Here is a 16,620-nt window from a genome sequence, read left to right as displayed (position 1 = left end):
CCGCCTCCAGGGCGCAGGGGGTGATCACCTGCTCCTCGGACGCGAACCGCGCGCCCGGGTGTGGGGGTCGGGGCGGGTCAGCGTGTCCGCGGACAGCAGCACATGCACAGGCACGAGCGCGCCGCGACGGCACACGGCCGACACATGGCGACGTACCCGGCGGAGATCACGTGACGAGGCTGACAGACGGATCGGCATCGGTCGATGACGGGTCCGGATGGTGAGATCTGGGCGCCGACATCTGGGACGGCCGTCCAGATCGGCTTCTCGGGCGGGGTGAGGTCCGCGACGAGACCCACGCCCCGCCGACGTAGGCTGGCCCATCGTGATCGCCCCGGACGCAGACGCAGACCGTAGCGTTGCCCCCCGCGCGACCGGCCCCGCGAGCCTGACGGACCGCCGGCCCGTGGTCGCGCCCGACCGGCTGATCGCCGAGCTCGTGCCGCCGCGGCACTTCGCGGCCGCCTCGTTCGAGACGTACGTGCCGGACCTGGCCCACCCGTCGCAGGCCGAGGCGCGGGCGCGGCTCCAGCGAGCGGCCCTCCAGGTCGTCGACTCCTCGGGCCGCGCGGGGTTCTGGCGGCGGCACAAGGTCGAGCCCGTCGCCGTGTACCTCGACGGGGGCTTCGGCGTCGGCAAGACGCACCTGCTGGCCGCGCTCGCGCACGCCGTCGGCGTCGAGCGCACCGCGTACGGCACCTTCGTCGAGTACACGAACCTCGTCGGGGCCCTCGCCTTCCTGCCGACCGTCGAGGCGCTCGCGGCCAAGCGGCTGGTGTGCATCGACGAGTTCGAGCTCGACGACCCCGGCGACACGGTGCTGATGAGCCGCCTGCTGCGCGAGCTCGCCGACCGCGGGGTCTCGCTCGCGGCGACGTCGAACACGCTGCCCGGATCGCTCGGCGAGGGCCGGTTCGCGGCCGAGGACTTCCTGCGCGAGATCCAGGCGCTCGCCGCCAGGTTCGAGGTGCTGCGCATCGACGGCGACGACTTCCGGCACCGCTCGGTCGTCACGGACGCCGAGGGTCTCGCGGACGACGAGGTGCGCACGGCCGCGGGCGACCACGAGGGTGCGACGCTCGACGACTTCGGCGCGCTCCTCGACCACCTCGCGACGGTGCACCCCAGCCGGTACGGCGCGCTGCTCGACGGCGTCCGGCTCGTGGGCCTGACCGGCCTGCGCGCGGTCCCGACGCAGGACGTCGCGCTGCGCGTCGTCGTCCTGGTGGACCGGCTGTACGACCGCGACGTCCCGGTGCTGCTCGGCGGTGCGGGGGAGAGCGTGCTGTTCTCGCCCGAGATGCTGGAGGGCGGGTACCGGAAGAAGTACCTGCGCGCGCTCTCGCGGCTCGGGGCACTCGCCGCGGACGGAGCGGCGCTCGTCGGCTGACCGACACGGGCGTCACGTGATGCCGCGCCCCCGCCGGTGGGAGGCGCTTGACTGAGCCATGCAGCCGCGCGGCGGGGAGCTCGACGACGACTTCGGCGGCACCGACCTCGATCGAGCCGTCTGGTTCCCGCACTACCTGCCCGCGTGGAGCTCGCGCGCCCGGTCGGCGGCCACCTACGCGGTGCGCGGCTCCTGCCTCGTGCTGACCATCCCGCCCGCGCAGGGACTGTGGTGCGCCGGCGACCACGAGCCGGCGCTACGGGTGAGCGGCGTCCAGACGGCGAGCTGGTCGGGCGCTGTGGGGACCACGCGCGGGCAGCAGCCGTACCGGGACGGGCTGCGCGTCCGGGAGGCGCAGGAGCCGTTCGCGGGCTGGACACCTGGCCCCGGTTGGGTCGAGGTACGCGCACGCGCCGACGTCGCGGGTCGCTCGATGGTCTCCGCGTGGCTCGTCGGCCTCGAGGACGAACCCGAGCGGTGCGCCGAGATCTGCGTCTTCGAGATCTTCAGCGACGCGGTCGAGCCGGGGCGCTCGGCGGCGGTGGGCAGCGGGCTGCACCGGTTCCGCGACCCGGCGGTCACGGAGGACTTCGCCGCGCCGCGGCTGCCGGTGGACGTCACGGAGTGGCACACCTACGGCGCGCGTTGGGACGCGTCGGTGCTCGAGACGACCGTCGACGGCGAGGCGGTCCGCACGTGCGCCGCGCCACCGACCTACCCGCTCCAGCTGATGCTCGCGGTGTTCGACTTCCCCGACCGGGCGAGCGCGGACGACCGCGACCACGTGCCCCGGCTCGAGATCGACCGCGTGCGCGGCCGCGGTTGAGCCTCGGCCGTCCTCGCGGCGACCTCAGAACGGTGGCGGCGGCTCCGGCGGCGGCTCGGCCCGGTCCGGGGGGCCGGCCAGAGCGTGCTCGTACGCCGAGCGCGTCAGCAGGATCGTCGTCGCGGGGCGCACGTAGGTGATGCCGTCCGGGGTCGTCGTGTGGACGTCGCCGGTCTGCGAGTCTCGGCGCATCCGCCAGCCGTGGTGCGTCGTCGACCGGTGGTGATGTCGGCACAACGGTGGGAGATTCGACGCGATCGTCTGCTCGACCGGGCTCCGGTCGTGGTCGTACGGCTCGATGTGGTCGAGGTCGCACTTCTCGGCGGCCCGCCTGCACCCGGGGAAGACGCACGACTCGTCGCGCGCGACGACGAACCGGCGCAGCGGGGCGCCTGGTCGGTAGCCGGTCGCAGGGTCGGGCGTCCGCGTCAGGTGGGGGCCGAGGGCGAGCAGGTGGCCCTCCTCGTCGATGACCGCCCGCCGGAGGCGCGTCGCCGCAGCCGCGAGCTCGCGGGCGATCGGGGCCGGGATCGCTCCGTAGCCGGCGAGCTCGCCGGGCATGTCGTCGTCGCCGACCCACGTCGAGGCCGCGAGCGTCAGGTGGATCCCCGGTGCGTCGCCCTGCCGAGACGGCAGGCGCTGACCCGCGGGCGTCCGACCGTCGGCCAGGATCGCGCCGAACACGTCGCCGAACGCGTCCGCGCGACGTTGGGCGAGCGTGCGGTCGTCGCCGTCGCTCTGGGCGGCATCGGCGAGCGTGTCGACGACCGAGAACGCGGCGACCGCGTCGGCGGCCGGCAGGAGCGCGGACACCCACGCCATCGCGTCGCCCGCCCAGTCCAGCCGGACGCACCGGTCGCTACGCGCCTTCTCCGCGCGCTTCGTCGCGGCCTCGGGGTCGACGGCGGCGACGAGCCGGCGGACACGGCGTCGCAGGAACGGTGCGGTCATCCCGTCCGCGTCGTCGAGTGCCGCCCGCAGGACGCCGTCCGCCGCGTCGCGCGGCAGCCGCGCCACCTCGTCGAGGAGCACGTCGACCTTGCGCTGGTCCAGCAGGCCGGTGCGCAGCGCATCGGCCAGCAGCGGATGCGCGCGCAGTCCGTCCCCGCGGGCGATCAGCGCGCCCGCGCCGTACGACGTGGTGGCGAGCGCGCACAGATCGTCGACGGGGTAGGACGACGTGGCCGGCCGACGGGCCATCAGCTCGGCGACCACCCCGGCCTGGGCGGCGAGCGCCTGGCCGATGACCTGCTGCCAGCCCGCGACCGCGCCCAGGAGGTCCAGCTCGTGCAGATCGGCCGGGTCGGAGGACTCGAGCAGCTCGACGAGGTCGCTCGAGCGGAGGCCCGTGGCGGGCAGGTCGCGGGGGCGTGAGGACGCTCGATCCGAGGCGAGCGGAGACGCAGACGTCGCGGCCTCGGCCGTGCTGCCGTCCATGTCTCCGCCTTCCATTCGATTCGTACAAGTGTACCAATCGGGCTCTGACCTGGAGAGACATCCACAGGCCAGAGTGGGCATCGGCGATCACGAGGCCCCGGTCGTCTCGAGCGTTGCTCATCACCGCGCCGGCGGCAGGGGGCGCAGCCTCAGCGCACGTCCGCATGACGGACGCGCGCGCCGCTCGACTGTCCGGCCCTAGTGCGCGAGCACCGCGACCGAACGGCCGGCCATCGCGACGCGCTCGCCGCGAGCCGCGTCCTCGCCGCTCCACGACGCGAGCACCGTCCACCCGGCGCGCCCGAGCGGCACATCCACGGGCGACGGCGCCAGGCTGCAGACGACCAGCGCCGACCCTCGCCGGACGACCAGCCACGCGGGCCGCCCAGCGTCGTCGACGGCGCCGCCCCACGACAGGTCGGTCGAGCTGCGGTCGCCGGACCCGAGGTCGGGGACCTCCCCGCGCAGGCGCGTGAGCCGGCGGGTCCAGGCCAGCATCCGTGCGCGGTCCGGCGAGTCGCGCTCCGACCAGTCGAGCGTGCTGCGCGCGAACGTCGCGGGGTCCTGCGGGTCGGGGACATCAGGCTCGCGGCCGTCGCCGGACCAGCCGTGGCCCGCGAACTCGGCCCGCCGACCCTCGGTCACGGCGCGCGCCAGCTGGGGGTCGCGGTGGTCGGTGAAGAACTGCCACGGCGTTCTCGCGCCCCACTCGTCGCCCATGAAGAGGAGCGGGGTGAAGGGCGACAGCAGCACGAGCGCCGCCTCCACCGCCTGAAGTCCCGCGTCGAGCGTGGCCGACGGGCGGTCGCCCACGGCGCGGTTGCCGACCTGGTCGTGGTTGGCCGCGAAGACGACGAACCGGTGGCCGTCGACGTCCGGCGGGACGGGTCGGCCCCACGGCCGGCCGCGGAACGTCGACCACTCGCCGTCGTGGACGAACACGTCGGTGAGCGCCTTGCGCAACGTCTGCGGCGACCCGAAGTCGACGTAGTACCCGTGACGCTCGCCGGTGAGCAGCGCGTGGACGGCGTGGTGCACGTCGTCGGCCCACTGCGCCGTCATGCCCCAGCCGCCCGCCGCCGTCGGCGTCAGCGAGACCACGTCGTTGAGGTCCGACTCGGCGACGAGCGACAGCGGCCGGGCGAGCGTCGCGGCCAGCGCCGCCGTCTCGTCGGAGAGCTGCGCCAGGACGTGGCGCGGCGAGTCGTCGACCAACGCGTGGACGGCGTCGAGCCGCAGGGCGTCGACGTGGAAGTCGCGAAACCAGCGCAGCGCGCCGTCGCAGATCCAGCGGCGCACCTCGTCCGAGCCGGGGCCGTCGAGGTTCAGCGCGGCACCCCAGGGCGTGTGGTGCGCGTCCGTGAAGTACGGGCCGAACTCGGCGAGGTAGTTGCCGCTCGGGCCGAGGTGGTTGTGCACGACGTCGAGGCACACGGCGAGGCCGAGCGCGTGGGCGGCGTCGACGAACGCCTGCAGCGCACGGGGACCTCCGTAGGCGTCGTGCACCGCCCAGAGGGCGACGCCGTCGTAGCCCCACCCGCGGTCGCCGTCGAACGCCGCGATCGGCAGCAGTTCCACCACCTCGACGCCGATCTCTGCGAGGGCGCCGAGCCGCCCGGCGGCCGCCGCGAGGGTTCCCTCCGGCGTGAACGTGCCGACGTGGAGCTCGTAGTGGACCCGACCGCGCACGTCGAGGCCGCGCCACGTGGCGTCGCTCCACGCGAACGCGCCCGCGTCGAAGGCGCGGCTCGGTCCGTGCACGCCGTGCGGCTGCCACGCGCTGCGCGGGTCGGGCCGCGCCGGACCGCGGTCGAGCGAGAACGCGTAGTCGGTGCCGGGCGCGACGTCGGTGTCCGACACCCACCAGCCCTCGTCCTCGGGGCCGCGATCCTCGGGACGCATCACGTGCCGGGCGTGCTCCAGCACGAGCTCGACGAGGTCGGCGGTCGGTGCCCACACGCGCGGCCGCACGTCAGCCGTCCGTCTGCACGAGCAGCGCGACCGGGAGCCGCTCGAGGAGCTCGGCCACCGGCCGGACCCCGCCGGCGCGCGTCGCACCGCTGAGCACGTCGCGCCACTCGCCGTCGGGCAGCGCGATCGAGTGGTCGGCCCAGCCGCCCAGCCGCTCGACGATCGTCGCGAGCCGCGTCGCGACCACGGCGACCCGCGGCTCCCCGGCCACCGTCCGCGCGTAGGTGAGCGTGTTGCCCGACGAGTGGGCGAGCGGCCGGAAGCCGGCGTCCGGGCCGACGAACGCGGCCGGCAGGTCGCGCCGCAGTCGCAGCGCGCGCGACGTGACGAGCAGCTTCTCGTCGGCGAGGTCGCGCGGCCCGGCGCCGTCGTCGAGGCGCGCGAGCCGGGCGGACAGCGGATGGACGTCGACGTACCGGCGGTTGTCCGGGTCCACCAGCGTCGGGTTCGGCACCTCGGTGCCCTGGTAGACGTCGGCCACCCCGGGGAACGTCAGCTGGACGAGCTTCGTGCCGAGCGTCGCGGCGCGCACCGCCTCGCGCGTCCGCTGCTCCCAGCCGCTCAGCAGCTCGAGCACCACGGGGTCGCCCAGGGCCGCCCGCGCCGCGCGCAGCACCGCGTCCTCGTACCGCCGGTCGGGCGAGGTCCACGTGGTGTGCGTCTTGGCCTCGCGGATCGCCTTGACGAGGTACTCCTCGAGCCGGCTGCCCTCGACGGGCCCGTCGGCCGTCCACGTGCCGGCCAGCGTCTGCCAGAGCAGGTACTCGGTGCGGCCGTCGAGCAGCGTGGAGCGGTACGGCGCGCTCGTCGCGCGGAGCGCGTCGACGAGGGCCGCCCACTCGTCGGCCCGCTCGGACAGCACGCCGAGCCGGGCGCGCGTGTCCTCGCCGCGCTTCGTGTCGTGCGTCGTCAGCGTCGTCATGCCGAGCGGCGAGCCGACCTGCTGGTGCGACGCCCACGCGAGCAGCTCGGTCGGCGTGAGGGCGAACCGCTCGGGGTCGCCGCCGACCTCGCACAGGCCGACGAGGTGCGTCCACCGGTAGTACGCGGTGTCCTCGACGCCCTTGGCCATGACGGCGCCGCACGTCTGCTGGAACCGCACGACCAGCTCGTCGCGCCGCGCGCCCCGCGTCCGGCCCGCGCTGCCGACCTCGCGCCCGAGCAGCAGGTCGACGAGCACGTCCATCGTCGCGTCGCGCTCGACCGACAGCCGCGACCGGGCGATGCGCGCGGCCGCCTCGAGCACGTCGGCGTCGACCGGCTGCACGGGCCGGCCGGGCACCACGTACGCGCGGTAGCGGTCGAACGCGACGAGCAGCTCGATCAGGCAGTCCTCGAGCGACCGCCAGGTGTGGTCGCGCAGGCGCAGGTCGTCGTGGCAGATGCTCGCTGCGAGCGCCGTCAGCCGCCGGACCTCGGCGTAGAGCGGCCCGTCGACCACCTCGCGCTTCGCGGCCTCGACCACGCCCGGGAAGTCCTCCGACGAGTCGCCCGTGACGCGGTGCATGAGCGCCCCCAGCGGCGCCGCGCCCCCGGGGTCGACGAACGCCTGGCCGATCCGCCACGCGGCGTCGTACCCGGTGGTGCCCGCGGTGTCCCAGTCGGCCGGGAGCGCCTCGTCGGCCTCGAGGATCTTCTCGACGACGACCCACGCGTCGCCGCTCGCCTCGCGCAGGCGCGCGAGGTAGCCGCCCGGGTCGGCCAGCCCGTCCGGGTGATCGATCCGCAGGCCGTCGATGGTGCCGTCGGCGAGCAGCTCGAGCACGAGCGCGTGGGTCGCGTCGAACACCTCGGGGTCCTCGACGCGCACCGCGACGAGCGTGCCGACGTCGAAGAAGCGCCGGTAGTTGAGCTCCTCGTCGGCCACGCGCCAGTACGCGAGCCGGTAGTGCTGGCGGTCGACCAGGTCGGCCAGCGGCAGCGACTCCGTGCCGGACCGCACCGGAAAGACGTGGTCGAAGTAGCGCAGCACGGTCGTCGGTCCGGCACCGGGCACGTCGACCTCGTCGAGCGCGAGCTCGTCGCGTGCGAGCACCGCGCCGATGCGGTCACCGAGCACGGGCGCGAGCAGCGCGCCCTCGCCCGCCGACCAGTCGACGTCGAACCAGCGCGCGTACGGCGAGTCGGGTCCCTCGGCGAGCACGGACCACAGCGGCCGGTTGTGCCATGCCGGCGTCGGCACCGCCATGTGGTTCGGCACGATGTCCAGCACCAGGCCCAGCCCCGCGTCGTGCGCGGCACGCGCCAGCCGGTCGAGCCCGGCGCGGCCGCCGATCACCGGCGAGACCTCGTCGTGCGCGACCACGTCGTACCCGTGCGTCGAGCCGGGCGCCGCGCGCAGGACCGGTGACAGGTACAGGTGCGTCACGCCGAGCGACGCGAGGTACGGGACCCGCGCCGTCACGTCGTCGAACGTGAGGTCGGCGCCGAGCTGCACCCGGTACGTCGAGGTCGGCACCGGCCGTCCCGGCGCGGGCAGCCGGTGGGCCGACGTGGGGCGCGGCTCCGCCGTCATGCGGGCGGCGTCCGCGGCTTCGACGTGCGGCGTCGCGTCGTGGCCGGCTTCGGCCGCACCGGCGGCGTCGGCTCCTGCCGGACCTGCGGCACCATCGACGCCTCGGGCTCGCGCGCCTCCGTCGCGGGCATCTCCGCCGGGCGCGTCAGCACGACCATCGAGCGGTGCGCGAGCGCGAGGTCCTCGCCCGCGTCGATCGTGTCGCCCGGGTCGACCTGCGAGTCGGTGTCGAGGACCACGGTCCACGTCGTGCCGTACTCCGCGTCGGGGATCGTGAACGTCGTCGCCTCGAGCTGCCCGTTGAACAGGATGAGGAAGCTGTCGTCCGTGATGCCGCGGCCGCGCATGTCCGGCTCGGGGATCGCGTCTCCGTTGAGGAACACCGTGACCGCACGGGCGTCCTCGCCGGTCCACGCGTCGTCGGCCATGTGGTCGCCGGCGGGGTTGAACCAGGCGATGTCGCGCAGCTCCGACTCGCCACCGTGCTCGGCCGCGCCCGCGAAGAACCGGCGCCGGCGGAACACCGGGTGTTCCTTGCGCAGCCGCACGACGCGGCGCGTGAACTCGAGCAGGGCGGTGCGTTGGTCGTCGAGGTCCCAGTCGACCCACGACAGCTCGTTGTCCTGGCAGTACGTGTTGTTGTTGCCCTGCTGCGTGCGGCCGAGCTCGTCGCCGTGCAGGATCATCGGCACGCCCTGGCTGAGCAGCAACGTCGTGAGGAAGTTGCGCTGCATCCGGGCCCGCAGCTGGTTGATGTGCGAGTCGTCGGTCGGGCCCTCGACGCCGCAGTTCCAGGAGCGGTTGTAGCTCTCGCCGTCGCGGTTGTCCTCGCCGTTCGCCTCGTTGTGCTTGTCGTTGTACGAGACGAGGTCGCGCAGCGTGAAGCCGTCGTGCGCGGTGACGAAGTTGACGCTGGCGATGGGGCGCCGGCCCGTGTGCTCGTACAGGTCCGACGAGCCCGAGATGCGGCTCGCGAACTCGCCGAGCGTCGACGGCTGGCTGCGCCAGAAGTCGCGCACCGTGTCGCGGTACTTGCCGTTCCACTCCGACCACAGCGGGGGGAAGCCGCCGACCTGGTAGCCGCCGTCGCCGACGTCCCACGGCTCGGCGATGAGCTTGACCTGCGAGACGACCGGGTCCTGCTGCACCAGGTCGAAGAACGCGGACAGCCGGTCGACCTCGTGGAACTGGCGGGCCAGCGTCGCCGCGAGGTCGAACCGGAAGCCGTCGACGTGCATCTCGGTGACCCAGTACCGGAGCGAGTCCATGATCAGCTGCAGCACGTGCGGCGACCGCATGAGCAGCGAGTTCCCGGTGCCCGTCGTGTCGAAGTAGTGCGCCGGGTCGTCGTCCACGAGCCGGTAGTAGTTCGCGTTGTCGATGCCGCGGAAGCTGAGCGTCGGGCCCTTCTCGTTGCCCTCGGCGGTGTGGTTGTAGACCACGTCGAGGATCACCTCGATGTCGGCCGCGTGGAGCTCCTTGACCATCGTCTTGAACTCCTGCACCTGCTGGCCGGGCTGCGTGTACGCGGCGTAGCCGTTGTGCGGCGCGAAGAAGCCGATGGTGTTGTAGCCCCAGTAGTTCGAGAGCCCCTTCTCCTGCAGCGAGGGGTCGTTGACGAACTGGTGGACCGGCATGAGCTCGACCGCCGTCACCCCGAGCGACGTGAGGTGCTCGATGGTCGCCGGGTGGGCGAGCCCCGCGTACGTGCCGCGCAGCTCGGGCCGGACACCTGGGTGGAGCTGCGTCAGGCCACGCACGTGCGCCTCGTAGATCACGGACTCGTGGTACTCGTGGCGCGGCGGGCGGTCGTGCGCCCAGTCGAAGTACGGGTTGATGACGACCGACGTCATCGTGTGGCCCGCCGAGTCGGTCTCGTTGCGCTGGTCCGGGGCGTCGAACTTGTACGAGTAGAGCGACGGGTCGCCGTCGACCTGGCCGTCGATCGCCTTCGCGTACGGGTCGAGCAGCAGCTTGCTCGGGTCGCAGCGGTGGCCGCGCGCCGGGTCGTACGGGCCGTGCACCCGGAAGCCGTAGCGCTGGCCGGGCATGACCGCGGGGACGTAGCCGTGCCAGACGAACGCGTCCACCTCGGGAAGGTCGACGCGCTGCTCGCTCCCGTCGGCGTCGATGAGGCAGAGCTCGACGCGGTCCGCGACCTCGGAGAAGATCGCGAAGTTGGTCCCGGAGCCGTCGTACGTCGCGCCGAGCGGGTAGGGACGTCCAGGCCAGATCAGCATTGGCCCAGCGTGCCAGCCTGCGGCGGTCTCGTCCTGGGCAGGAGTCCGGGTGTGCCGTGCGCCACAACGGAAGCCGCGCCCAGGGCCGTCACACCAGGCTCGCGACGATGAACGCCTGCGTCACGAGGAAGCCCATGACGAGGTTGAGCCACAGGAACCGGCGCCAGCCGGCGTGCGCCTCCTCGCACCGCGCGTCGTCCAGGTCGCGGTACGGCCACACCGAGACGAGGTAGGGGAGCGGGACCAGCGCGGCGAGCGCACCGGGCCAGCCCGCGAGCAGCGCGAGCAGCGCAGCGGCGGCGTAGCACCCGATCGACAGGCGCACGGTCCAGGCGGCCCCGAACCGGGTGGCGACCGAGCCGATGCCGGCGGCACGGTCCGCCCGGATGTCCTGCACCGCGCCGAACGCGTGCGACGCGCAGCCCCACAAGAAGTACGCGGCGAGCACCGCGAGCACGGGTCCCGTGAACGCACCGCCCGCGAGCGCCACCCCGAACACCGCGGGGCTGACGAAGTGCGTGCTCGACGTCAGCGAGTCGAGCACCGGCCGCTCCTTGAGCCGCGCGGGCGGGGCCGAGTACGTCACGACGGCGGCCACGCTCACGGCGAGCACGGCCCCCGAGAGCCACGTCCCCGCGGCGAGCAGCACCACGACGAACGGCAGGTTGAGCGCGAGCGCGGCCCACAACGTCGTGCGGTGCAGCCGGTCGTCGAGCAGCGCGCCCTCGACGCCGCCCTTGCGGGGGTTCGCCAGGTCGGACTCGTGGTCGAACACGTCGTTGATCCCGTACATCGCGAGGTTGTACGGGACGAGGAAGTACAGCGTCCCGACGACGAGCAGCGGATCGACGGTCCCACCGGCGAGCAGGTAGGCCGCCGCGAAGGGGTAGGCAGTGTTGACCCACGACAACGGCCGGGACGCGCGGACGAGCTCCGCGACGGTCGACCTGCGCGCCACGTCAACCGGCACGGCTCACCTCCGGAGCACGGACCGCGCGCCGTGCGGCCAGCGAGCGGACCGACGGCACCAGCAGCGCCGCCGCCAGCGGCCACGCGAGGTCCTCCATCGGCACGCGCCAGACGTGCGGCCCGGCGAGGCTGCCCGCGTCGTACCGGAACAGGTCCGCGCCGATCATGACGCCGTCGAAGACGACGGTGAGTGCGACGAGCACCGCAGTCGTGACGGCGGTCGCGACGGCGAACTGCGCCCGGTCGGGGTGGCGGACGAGCGCGACGGCGAACGTCGCGGCTGCCACCGCGACGAACACGACGTCGACCCCGAGGTAGCTCACGGCTCGTCCCGCCCGGCGCCGAGCCGCGAGGCGACCGCGTGCACGACGGCCGCGAGGTAGGCGAGGAACGTCACGAACACGACCTCCTCGACCGGGAGGCGCGGCAGCACGTCCACGCCGAGCAGCGCGTCGGCGCCACCGCGCGAGTAGAAGCCGCTGGCCAGCGCCACCGCGTCCCACGCGAGGAAGAGGACGACGCCCGCACCGACGGCGACCAGGCCGGCGCGGCGGTCGGCGGCGAGGACGAGCCGCCACCGCGCGTCGACCGCGGCCACGCCGCCGAGCGCGACGAGCAGCACCAGCAGGTACGCGCCCCTCACGGTGCCACCGCCACCGGCTCGGCCAGCGGCCCGGTCGTCGCGTCGCCGCGCAGCCGCTTGATGACGAGCTCGGCGCTGATCAGGCACATCGGCAGCCCGATGCCGGGCGTCGTCGAGCCCCCCGCGTAGAGCAGGCCGTCGACGTGCCGTGAGGCGCCGCGCGCCCGCAGCATCGCGCTCTGCCGGAGCGTGTGCGCCGGTCCGAGCGCGCCGCCCGACCACGCGGACAGGTCGTGCGCGAAGTCGGCGGGGCCCACCGTCCGCCGCACGACGACCCGCTCCGCCAGGTCCGGCACCCGGGCCCACGCGGCGAGGCGCGCCACGGCCGCGTCCGCGACCCTCTCCACCACCGGGTCGCCGCGGCCGTCCAGCCCGCCGTGACCGATCGCGGGGTCGGCCGGCACGGGCACGAGCACGAACAGGTTCTCGTGCTCGGCGGGCGCGACCGACGGGTCTGTGCGCGAGGGCGCGCAGACGTACATCGACGCCGGCTCGGGCACGGTGCGCGCACGGATCGCCGCGAAGTTCGCGTCCCAGTCCGCCGTGAAGAACAGCGAGTGGTGCGCGAGCTCGGGCACGCGCCCGCGGACGCCGAGCATCACGAGCACCACGCCCGGCCCGGGGTCGCGGCGCGCCCACCACCGCTCCGGGTACGTGCGCAGGTCGGCCGGGACCAGCCGCGTCTCGAGGTCGTGCAGGTCACCCGCGCCCACGACGACCTCCGCGTCGAGCACCGTCGGCCCGTCGGGTCCCTCGACCTCGACCGCGCGGACGCGGGCACGGCTCGCACCCGCCGACGCGGCCTCGCGGTCGACGTGGATCCCCGTGGCGCGCGTGCTCGTGCGGACGCGGACGCCGAGCCGCTCCGCGAGGCGCGCGAACGCCCCGACCACCTCGCCGATGCCGCCCCGCGGGTAGAGCACGCCCTCCGTCAGGTCCGCGTGGCTCATCAGGTGGTACAGCGCCGGTGCCCGTCGGGGCTCGGTCCCGAGGAACACCGCGGGGTAGCCGAGCACCTGGCGGAGCCGCGGGTCGGCGAAGCGCCGCGCGACGTACCGGTGGAGGGACACCGACAGGAGCTGCACGAGGCGGGGCGCTCGGCGCAGGAGGTCGGGCGTCCACGCCTCGCGGCCCCAGGTCGACCACAGGAACCGGTCGGTCGCGAGCTCGTACGTGGTGCGGGCCGAGGCCAGGTACCGCTCGAGGGCCGCGCCGGCGCCGGGCTCGACGCGCTCGAACGCGCCGGGCGCCTCGCCGGTCCGCACGTCGAGGGACCCGCGCCCCTCGAAGAACACGCGGTACGCCGGGTCGAGGCGCACGAGGTCGAGCTCGGTCGCGGCGTCCGTGCCGAGCAGCCGGAACGCGTGCTCGAACACCTCGGGCATGAGGTACCACGACGGGCCCGTGTCGAACCGGAAGCCGTCCGCCTCCCAGACGCCCGCGCGGCCTCCGACGGTGGGTCGCTGCTCGACGAGGTCGACGTCGTACCCCTCGCGCGCGAGCAGCGCGGCCGTGTGCAGGCCCGCGACGCCGCCGCCGATCACGACGGCGCGACGGGCGCTCACCGCCCCGCCCGCGCGGACGCCGACCCGAGCCGCGGCCGGTACGCCGAGAGCGCCGAGTGCGCGACGACCCGCAGCTTCGCGGTGGGCGGCACGCTGACGCGGTGCTCGGCGATCGCGGCGGCGGGTGTCGACCGGAGGCGTCGCGAGAGCGCGGCGAACAGGTCGTGCGCCGTCTGCACGGCGCGGCGGCACGACCGCGGCAGCTGCGGGATCACGGCTGCCGCGGCCGCGAGGTCGAGGTCGGCGTCGTCGAGGAGGGCGTCGCGCTGCTCGTCCGTGAGGTGCGCCGCGTCGACGCCGGGGAAGTACGTGCGGCCGAGGTCGGACTCGTCCGCCGCGAGGTCGCGCAGGAAGTTGAGCTTCTGGAAGGCCGCGCCGAGCCGCCGCGCACCGGGCGCCCAGCGCTCGTAGAGCCGGGCGCGCTCCGGCGGCGCGTCGGCCGACGTGGCGACGAAGACCCGCAGGCACATGAGCCCGACGACCTCGGCCGAGCCGTACACGTACGTCGACAGCGACGCGTCGTCGTGGCTGCTCGTGACGAGGTCGGTGCGCATCGAGGCGAAGAAGGGGCGCACGAGGTCGAGGCCGATGTCGCACTCGCGCGCGGTCGCGGCGAAGGCGTGCACCACGAGGTTCGTCGAGAACCCGCTCCCGAGCGCTGCGACCGTCTCGGCCTCGAGCGCGTCCAGCCGGCGAGCGCGCTCGTCGGGCGGGAGCACACCGCTGCCCGCGCCGATCCCGAGGTCCGGGCAGTCGACGATCTCGTCCGCGATGCGCACGAGCGCGTAGATGCAGCGCACGTGCGTGCGCACGGGCTCGTGCAGCAGGCGTGCGGCGCGCCCGAACGACGTCGAGTAGGCCTCGATCACCTGGGCCGAGGCCGACCGCGCCGCGCGCGTGTAGAGCTCGTCCCCGGCCACGGGCGACGCGCTCATGCCGCGCGTCCCGCGTCGATCGTCGCGAACACCCGGAGCAGCTCGTCGAGAGCGCCGAGCAGGCCGAGGCTCGCGGCGTCCTCGCGCGCGGCTGCGACGTACCTGTCGACGAGCCGCTGGACGTGGCCCCGCGAGCCGCAGCGCACCAGCAGCGATCGCGCACGCTCCGCACCGGCGGGCGTGAGGTGGGGGTTGCCGACGAACGGTGCGAGCTCGGCCCACAGGTCGGTACCGCGCGCGTGCAGCACCAGGGCCGTGATCTTGCCCTCGCGCAGGTCGGAGAGCGTGCTCTTGCCGATCGCCTCCTCGTCGCCGAAGACGCCCAGCACGTCGTCGCGCAGCTGGAACGCGACGCCGAGGTTGCGTCCGACGCGGTCGAGCGTGCCCAGCGCCGCGTCGGGCGCGCCGGCGAGCAGTCCTCCCGCCCGCAGCGGGAGCGAGAACGAGTACGCAGCCGTCTTCCGCTCCGCCGTCCGGAGCACGTCGGCCTCGGTCAGGTCGTCGACACCGAGCGACGCCCGCACGTCCTCGAGCTCGCCCGCCGCCGTCTCGAGCACGGCCTCGTCGAACAGGTCGAGCAGCCGTGCCGTCGTGCGCGCGTCGGCGCCGGCACGCATGACCTGCCGGTACGCGCCGACGAGCACGAGGTCGCCGGCGAGGATCCCCGCGGCGGCGGAGTACGCGGCGCCCTGCGCGGGCGGTGCGTCGTCGGCGACCGCGCGGGCGAGGAACGTGCCGGCGACGTTCAGCCTGCCGCGGCGCACGATGTCGTGGTCGATGACGTCGTCGTGCATGAGGAACGCCTGGTGCAGCATCTCGACGGCGGCGGCGACCTCGTCGGCGCCCCCGGGTGCGCGTCCACCCAGCGCCTCGTACGCGATCCGCACCAGCGCCGGCCGCATGCGCGCCCCGCCGTCGGCGGCGTCGGCCAGCGCGTCCCAGAGCTCGGCGATCTCGCCGCCGAGCGCCCCCGCACGCGTCGCGCCCGCGGCGAGGAAGCCGTCGAACGCCCCGCCGGTCACGAGGCCGCCCTCACGTCGCCCTGCACGAGCCGTGCCGCCTGCTCGACCAGCCACGGGCTGAACGCCCACGGCGCCGCGGCGAGCGCCCGGCCGAGGTCTTCGGGGTCGACCCACGCCAGCTCGGCGACCTCGGCGGGATCGGGCGTGGGGTCGTCGTCGGAGCGGGCCAGGTACACCGGGCACACCTCGTTCTCGACGACGCCCGCCGCGTCGGTCGCGCTGTACCGGAAGTCCGGCAGCAGCAGCTCGACGTCGCGCACGGCGATGCCGAGCTCGTGCCGCGCGTGCCGGCGGATCGCCGCGCGCATCGGCTCGCCCGGTCGAGGGTGGCCGCAGAACGCGTTGGTCCAGACGCCGGGCCACGAGCGCTTCGTCAGCGCGCGCCGCGTCACGAGCATCGCGCCGTCCCCGCGGAGCACGTAGCAGGAGAACGCGAGGTGCAGCGGCGTCGCCGGGCCGTGGACGACCTCGCGGCTCGCCGACCCGCAGGGGAGGCCACGCTCGTCGAGCAGGACGACACGATCGTTCATCGGGACCCATTTCGCTAGCCTGGCTAGTAATCGTCACTAGTATGTCCCTCATGACGACCCGCGCAATCCCTGACGGGCACTTCTGGTACGCCAACGAGCCCGACGTCCGCGATCTCCTCCAGGCCGTCCGACGGTTCCGCCGGGTGGACGAGGAGATGCGGCGCCGGATCAGCGCGGGGATGGACATGAACCTCACCGACCTGAGGGCGCTGCAGTACGTCATCGCCGCCGAGGAGTCGGGGGAGACGGTCCAGCAGCACGACCTCGCGCGCTACCTCGGCATCTCCACGGCGTCGACGACGAAGCTGCTCGACCGGCTGACGGCCTCGGGCCACCTCGTGCGCGCACCGCACCCGCGCGACGGTCGCTCGGTCGTCGTGACGAGCACCGACCACGCGCGCTCCGAGATCCGCGAGCGGCTCGGTCGGATGCACGCACGGATGGCGGAGATCGCGCGGGACGTGCCGGTCGAGGCCCGGGCCGCGGTGCGCGAGTTCCTCGACGCGCTCTCGGACCAGATCGCCGAGGAGGGGCACGTCGCACCGCTCTCGCCGCGCCCGCACGGGTGACGCGCACG

14 protein-coding genes are annotated in these 16,620 nt (G+C 74.4%); 3 read left to right on the top strand and 11 right to left on the bottom strand.

Annotated elements, in window-relative coordinates:
* Nucleotides 1-328: 328 nt before the first annotated feature.
* Nucleotides 329-1,390 (top strand): cell division protein ZapE, encoded by a 1,062-nt coding sequence (gene zapE / locus QRT04_RS01065; protein ID WP_407653599.1) that lies wholly within the window; start codon nucleotides 329-331, stop codon nucleotides 1,388-1,390.
* Between the two features lie 58 nt (nucleotides 1,391-1,448).
* Nucleotides 1,449-2,216: a glycoside hydrolase family 16 protein gene (locus QRT04_RS01060; protein WP_289453028.1), complete on the top strand. Its 768-nt coding sequence runs from the start codon at nucleotides 1,449-1,451 to the stop codon at nucleotides 2,214-2,216.
* 24 nt (nucleotides 2,217-2,240) lie between these two features.
* On the opposite strand, the gene QRT04_RS01055 is transcribed toward QRT04_RS01060, so the two are convergent.
* The 11 genes from QRT04_RS01055 to idi form a co-directional block, all read right to left on the bottom strand.
* Nucleotides 2,241-3,653: an HNH endonuclease signature motif containing protein gene (locus QRT04_RS01055; protein ID WP_289453027.1), complete on the bottom strand. Its 1,413-nt coding sequence runs from the start codon at nucleotides 3,651-3,653 to the stop codon at nucleotides 2,241-2,243.
* 198 nt (nucleotides 3,654-3,851) lie between these two features.
* On the bottom strand, nucleotides 3,852-5,612 hold the full coding sequence (treZ, locus tag QRT04_RS01050) for a malto-oligosyltrehalose trehalohydrolase (RefSeq protein WP_407653525.1): 1,761 nt from the start codon (nucleotides 5,610-5,612) through the stop codon (nucleotides 3,852-3,854).
* Between the two features lie 13 nt (nucleotides 5,613-5,625).
* Nucleotides 5,626-8,139: a malto-oligosyltrehalose synthase gene (gene treY, locus QRT04_RS01045; RefSeq protein WP_289453025.1), complete on the bottom strand. Its 2,514-nt coding sequence runs from the start codon at nucleotides 8,137-8,139 to the stop codon at nucleotides 5,626-5,628.
* Entirely contained in the window at nucleotides 8,136-10,379 is a 2,244-nt protein-coding gene (gene glgX, locus QRT04_RS01040; protein ID WP_289453024.1) for a glycogen debranching protein GlgX, read from the bottom strand. Before glgX ends, treY begins: the two co-directional genes overlap by 4 nt.
* Before the next feature lie 88 nt (nucleotides 10,380-10,467).
* A complete protein-coding gene (locus QRT04_RS01035) occupies nucleotides 10,468-11,349 on the bottom strand; it encodes a prenyltransferase (protein WP_289453023.1) in 882 nt (293 codons plus the stop codon).
* Complete coding sequence (locus QRT04_RS01030) at nucleotides 11,339-11,671, bottom strand: lycopene cyclase domain-containing protein (RefSeq protein ID WP_289453022.1); 333 nt, start codon at nucleotides 11,669-11,671, stop codon at nucleotides 11,339-11,341. Before QRT04_RS01030 ends, QRT04_RS01035 begins: the two co-directional genes overlap by 11 nt.
* Nucleotides 11,668-11,991, bottom strand: a complete 324-nt coding sequence (locus tag QRT04_RS01025; RefSeq protein WP_289453021.1) for a lycopene cyclase domain-containing protein — start codon at nucleotides 11,989-11,991, stop codon at nucleotides 11,668-11,670. Before QRT04_RS01025 ends, QRT04_RS01030 begins: the two co-directional genes overlap by 4 nt.
* Nucleotides 11,988-13,556: a phytoene desaturase family protein gene (gene crtI, locus QRT04_RS01020; RefSeq protein ID WP_289453020.1), complete on the bottom strand. Its 1,569-nt coding sequence runs from the start codon at nucleotides 13,554-13,556 to the stop codon at nucleotides 11,988-11,990. Before crtI ends, QRT04_RS01025 begins: the two co-directional genes overlap by 4 nt.
* Complete coding sequence (locus QRT04_RS01015) at nucleotides 13,553-14,491, bottom strand: phytoene/squalene synthase family protein (protein ID WP_289453019.1); 939 nt, start codon at nucleotides 14,489-14,491, stop codon at nucleotides 13,553-13,555. The genes crtI and QRT04_RS01015 overlap by 4 nt, the downstream gene beginning before the upstream one ends.
* Nucleotides 14,488-15,513: a polyprenyl synthetase family protein gene (locus tag QRT04_RS01010; RefSeq protein WP_289453018.1), complete on the bottom strand. Its 1,026-nt coding sequence runs from the start codon at nucleotides 15,511-15,513 to the stop codon at nucleotides 14,488-14,490. The genes QRT04_RS01015 and QRT04_RS01010 overlap by 4 nt, the downstream gene beginning before the upstream one ends.
* Nucleotides 15,510-16,043: an isopentenyl-diphosphate Delta-isomerase gene (idi, locus tag QRT04_RS01005; RefSeq protein WP_289453017.1), complete on the bottom strand. Its 534-nt coding sequence runs from the start codon at nucleotides 16,041-16,043 to the stop codon at nucleotides 15,510-15,512. The genes QRT04_RS01010 and idi overlap by 4 nt, the downstream gene beginning before the upstream one ends.
* Nucleotides 16,044-16,093: 50 nt before the next feature.
* Between idi and QRT04_RS01000 the strand changes: the two genes are divergently transcribed.
* Nucleotides 16,094-16,612 carry a MarR family winged helix-turn-helix transcriptional regulator gene (locus QRT04_RS01000; protein ID WP_289453016.1) on the top strand — a complete coding sequence of 173 codons (519 nt, stop codon included), beginning with the start codon at nucleotides 16,094-16,096 and terminating at the stop codon, nucleotides 16,610-16,612.
* The last annotated feature ends 8 nt before the right edge of the window (nucleotides 16,613-16,620 follow it).

It is taken from the genome of Cellulomonas alba (genome assembly GCF_030362835.1).
In the GTDB taxonomy this organism is placed as follows: domain Bacteria; phylum Actinomycetota; class Actinomycetes; order Actinomycetales; family Cellulomonadaceae; genus Cellulomonas; species Cellulomonas alba.
The sequence above is the reverse complement of the archived record's forward strand: the minus strand, read 5'-3'. Positions and strand labels throughout refer to the sequence as shown.

Bases quoted from the DNA above. Each gene is read 5' to 3' on its own strand.
- QRT04_RS01060 (WP_289453028.1), top strand. From the start codon at position 1,449: ATGCAGCCGCGCGGCGGGGAGCTCGACGACGACTTCGGCGGCACCGAC.
- QRT04_RS01055 (WP_289453027.1), bottom strand. From the start codon at position 3,653: ATGGACGGCAGCACGGCCGAGGCCGCGACGTCTGCGTCTCCGCTCGCC.
- treY (WP_289453025.1), bottom strand. From the start codon at position 8,139: ATGACGGCGGAGCCGCGCCCCACGTCGGCCCACCGGCTGCCCGCGCCG.
- glgX (WP_289453024.1), bottom strand. From the start codon at position 10,379: ATGCTGATCTGGCCTGGACGTCCCTACCCGCTCGGCGCGACGTACGAC.
- QRT04_RS01015 (WP_289453019.1), bottom strand. From the start codon at position 14,491: ATGAGCGCGTCGCCCGTGGCCGGGGACGAGCTCTACACGCGCGCGGCG.
- idi (WP_289453017.1), bottom strand. From the start codon at position 16,043: ATGAACGATCGTGTCGTCCTGCTCGACGAGCGTGGCCTCCCCTGCGGG.
- QRT04_RS01000 (WP_289453016.1), top strand. From the start codon at position 16,094: ATGACGACCCGCGCAATCCCTGACGGGCACTTCTGGTACGCCAACGAG.